The 3,615-nt window shown below is 58.7% G+C and carries 5 protein-coding genes; 3 read left to right on the top strand and 2 right to left on the bottom strand.

Annotated elements, in window-relative coordinates:
* Nucleotides 1-260 (bottom strand): hypothetical protein (locus ABJK70_RS21865; RefSeq protein WP_347259125.1); only part of this gene is annotated, 260 nt, incomplete at its 3' end.
* A gap of 81 nt (nt 261-341) precedes the next feature.
* Between ABJK70_RS21865 and ABJK70_RS21870 the strand changes: the two genes are divergently transcribed.
* Nucleotides 342-791, top strand: coding sequence for a cache domain-containing protein (locus tag ABJK70_RS21870; protein WP_077730820.1), 450 nt, complete (start codon nt 342-344; stop codon nt 789-791).
* 365 nt (nt 792-1,156) lie between these two features.
* Nucleotides 1,157-1,990: an OBAP family protein gene (locus ABJK70_RS21875; RefSeq protein WP_347259126.1), complete on the top strand. Its 834-nt coding sequence runs from the start codon at nt 1,157-1,159 to the stop codon at nt 1,988-1,990.
* Between the two features lie 118 nt (nt 1,991-2,108).
* Here the strand turns inward: ABJK70_RS21875 and ABJK70_RS21880 are convergent, their stop codons facing one another.
* Nucleotides 2,109-2,708, bottom strand: coding sequence for an OmpA family protein (locus ABJK70_RS21880; protein WP_086133441.1), 600 nt, complete (start codon nt 2,706-2,708; stop codon nt 2,109-2,111).
* A gap of 318 nt (nt 2,709-3,026) precedes the next feature.
* Here ABJK70_RS21880 and ABJK70_RS21885 point away from each other — a divergent pair, with 318 nt between their 5' ends.
* Nucleotides 3,027-3,449, top strand: coding sequence for a glycine zipper family protein (locus ABJK70_RS21885; protein ID WP_077730818.1), 423 nt, complete (start codon nt 3,027-3,029; stop codon nt 3,447-3,449).
* Nucleotides 3,450-3,615 lie beyond the last annotated feature (166 nt).

Consider the following 3,615-nt stretch of genomic DNA (forward strand, 5'->3'; position numbering starts at 1 on the left):
TGGTAGGCAGATCGCACCGTCGATCCTCCACGACCGTTCCCCCAAGACAGGTTCGGATGGATACCGTGGCCGCTACCCCGCGTGTTCCAGCCGAGCAAGGTGGGCACGGAATGTCCTGCCCGCTTTACCCGCGCTTTGCGTGAGAGCCTCGGATCGATTGGTTTCACGAGATGGTGGTCAATCTCGGCGGCTTGGCTCGGTGCGTCCTCTTGAGTAAACCGGTCAAAGATCTGGTGCATGCGCTCAGGGATAACCCTCATACCAATCGGTCTCTAAACGTGACCGGCCGTTTCAATCAGTCTCAAGAGGCCTTTTTCGTTATCCACTCAAGGAGAGGACTTATGAAACTCAAGCACCTAGGATACGTAGCATTGTTCAGTGGCTCGATCGCATCGAGCGCCGCCTTCGCCGCGGAATATGGCACTGCCGCGGAAGCCCGTGCCATGCTGGAGAGGGCTGTCGCCGAGCTCAAGAAGGACAAGGCCGATGCTCTGGCCAAGTTCAACCAAGCCGAGGCCGGTTTTCGGGATCGCGACCTCTATCCGTTCTGCGCCGGCCCGGATGGCCGCATTACCGCCCACCCAACGGAAGTCGGCACGAACCTCAAGGAGATGAAGGATCAGAACGGCAAACCCTTCGGCACGGAAATGTTCAAGATCGCGGAGGAAGGCAAGATCAAGGAAGTGACCTATGTGTGGCCGCGCGCTCCTGGCACCCAGTCGATTCCGAAAGTGAGCTACGTGACCAAGGTGGACGACCAGGTATGTGGAGTCGGTTATTACAAGCAATAAAGAGTCGCCTCAAACTCGCCGAAAGGAGAGCGTGCCATGCCGTCTCTATGGGGGTCGCCACCTAGCACAAAGGGCGAGGAACTTGGATGGGGCCGCAAGCGCCTGTCCAAGGCGGGTCCCTCCTGGCCGGCTAAGCCATTGCGGCGCAGGCAAGATTTTCTGTTACGAGCTTTTGCGGACGTACTTCTTTCCTATCTGACGCTGGCATTCGCATGTCAGGCATGCGACGGAGACGAATAGCTGATCAGACAGTGAAAAGCCGCTGGCTAAATATCAATCTTAGGTATATTCACTTATTGTTGCCATCCGGAGGGAAAAGGAACAATCCCATGGGGGTTATCGGCGAATTCTTTGGGAGGGACAATATGGCCAAACCGGCATTGGGCAATGCTATTGGTATACTCGCAGCGTTCGGACTCGCAGCCGTGATATCCGGCTGTGAAAGCACGAAGAAAAAGCCCCCCGGCGTGCAACCCGAAGGACGGGAAAAAACCACAAAAACCCGAGCGCTCGAATCCGGGGCTGCCATGCTGCAAACCCAATCGCCCCTGCGTCCGATGGATATCTATCTATCGGGTTTCCACGTCGCGAAAAGGGACCCATCCCATCAGATGGTGGCGCATCATTATTGCCGGCAAGTCAACGAGGACTTTGCCCAGTGCGTGCTGTTCGACGGCAACACCGCCGACGCCAATCTGATCGGCATCGAGTACATCATCTCGGAAACGCTGTTCGAGTCTCTGCCCGCGCAGGAAAAGAGATACTGGCATCCCCACAATTACGAGATCCTTTCCGGCCAGCTCACGGCGCCGGGGATACCCGACGCAGCCGAGAAAGAACTCATGAGAGGAAAAATGAACAGCTACGGCAAGACCTGGCATGTCTGGAACTCGGCGCCGTTCGGAAAACGCGGCGACAGGATGCCTCTGGGCGGCCCTGTCCTGGAATGGTCGTTCAATCGCGACGGCGAGGCGTTACCCGGCTTGGTCGAAGAGCGGGACCGGCGTATGGGGACCGACATCGTTCAGGAACGCCTCAACCGAAAAGATCTTGTTCCCTTGGCCAAACCTCAAAGCGGCGTAGACGTTTTGAAAAAGAAGTTCCCGAGACCGACCAAATCCATTCCGGGCGTTATAAACAAGAACAGTAAGCTGTCCAGAAAAAAGAACCCGGACGGCCGATTATCAGACAGAAATTGACCGTAAGCGTGAAAGCGTCCGTCGTACGCAGAGAGCCTTCACACGAGCGGTGAGGCGGATCGCGCGCTCCGGCTTCACCGCCCTTCAGCCACAAGCCAAGCCGTTCAGCAGGAATAACTCATTCGCTTCCCGACGGCGGATAAGTCCTTGGCGCAGCCGGACTTTCCGAAGGCGGACGCGCTGAAGTCTCCTTCCCAACGTCTCGATGGGTTACGATCGTCAGTTCCACGCGCCGGTTTTGCGCCCGGACGGCCTCGTCTGTGCTCGCGGTTTTCGGCATTCTCTCCCCCATGCCTTCTTGCGAAATGCGGGCGGCGTTCACTCCGTTGGATGTCAGGTAACCCGCTACCGTGCCGGCACGTTGCTCGGAGAGCCGTTGGTTGCCCTTGTCCGAGCCGATGTCGTCGGCATGTCCGGTGACGGTGACGGTTGATTCAGGGTATTGGTTCAGAACCGAGGCCACCGATTTCAGCGTGCTTTGCACCTGCGGCGTCAGACTGGCGGACCCGAATGCGAACGGGACATCCAAGTCGAGAGTGTTTTCCGTGGTACGTTGCACCTCTACACCGGCATCCTCGAGCGCCAGCCGTATCGCTCGTCCCGAGCGGTCCACGCCCACGACTTTGCCCAACGGACGCTTCTCACCAGTGTGCGGATCGGTCGCACAGCCCACCACCATCAATGAACACAAGCCTATTGCAAGCCATCGCCTATTCATAACAACCTCCTGTCACCTCGGTATTCGATGGATCGTCGGACATCGCCGACATCGGTCAACCGTTCCGGCATCTCCTTTCAACATTCGTTTCAAGGGCTTACATTGTGTTCAGACCTTTTCAGGGGCTCGTAGTTGCCCGCCAAGTGATGGGAAGAATCATCTGACAATCATGAACACTCCCATTCGGTCTCGAGACCCGATTGCGGGACCTTAATGAAAGGGAATTAAGCACCGACAATACTGTCTCCCTCTAAAGATGACGGACGGCGAGAAAGCGCATTGGGTCCGCAAGGAATGCCCGACTATGGAGGATAACGTATGAAACCCGCCGCTGGATTGATCGTTCTCGCGCTGGTGACGGCTTTGGGCGGCTGCGCCACCGCGAGACCGGTACTCTACCCCAACGAGCATCTTCAGAATGTAGGACAAGTTGCCGCCGATCAGGATATCGCCGAGTGCAAGTCCTTGGCCGAAGCGGCCGGCGCCGACTCTCGCGCAACCGGCGCCGGCCGGGCCGCCAGAAACACGGTAGGCGGCGCCGCCATGGGCGCGGCGACCGGGGCGGTCGGCGGGGCCGTGGTCGGGTCGGCCGGCGCCGGCTCTGCTATCGGCGCCGCGAGCGGCGCGGCGGCAGGGCTGATTCGATCCATGTTCGGCCGCTCGGGGCCGGATCCCGCTTATCAGTCGTTCGTGAACCGATGCTTGCAGGAACGCGGTTACGACGTCGTCGGTTGGGACTGATCGTCGGGTTCTCCCTTCAGAAAGCCGATGATTGGAAGATTTATTAACCCGGCCTATAAATATAGGCCGGGTTAATCCGGGGCAGGGATGCCCCGGCGCGGCGACAAGCCGCGTGAGCCCAGGCCGGGCGTGTACCGGCCTGGGCGGCGGCCCGAAATACCAGGAG

The sequence above is a fragment of the Methylocaldum sp. genome, from assembly GCF_039794385.1.
Classification (GTDB): domain Bacteria; phylum Pseudomonadota; class Gammaproteobacteria; order Methylococcales; family Methylococcaceae; genus Methylocaldum.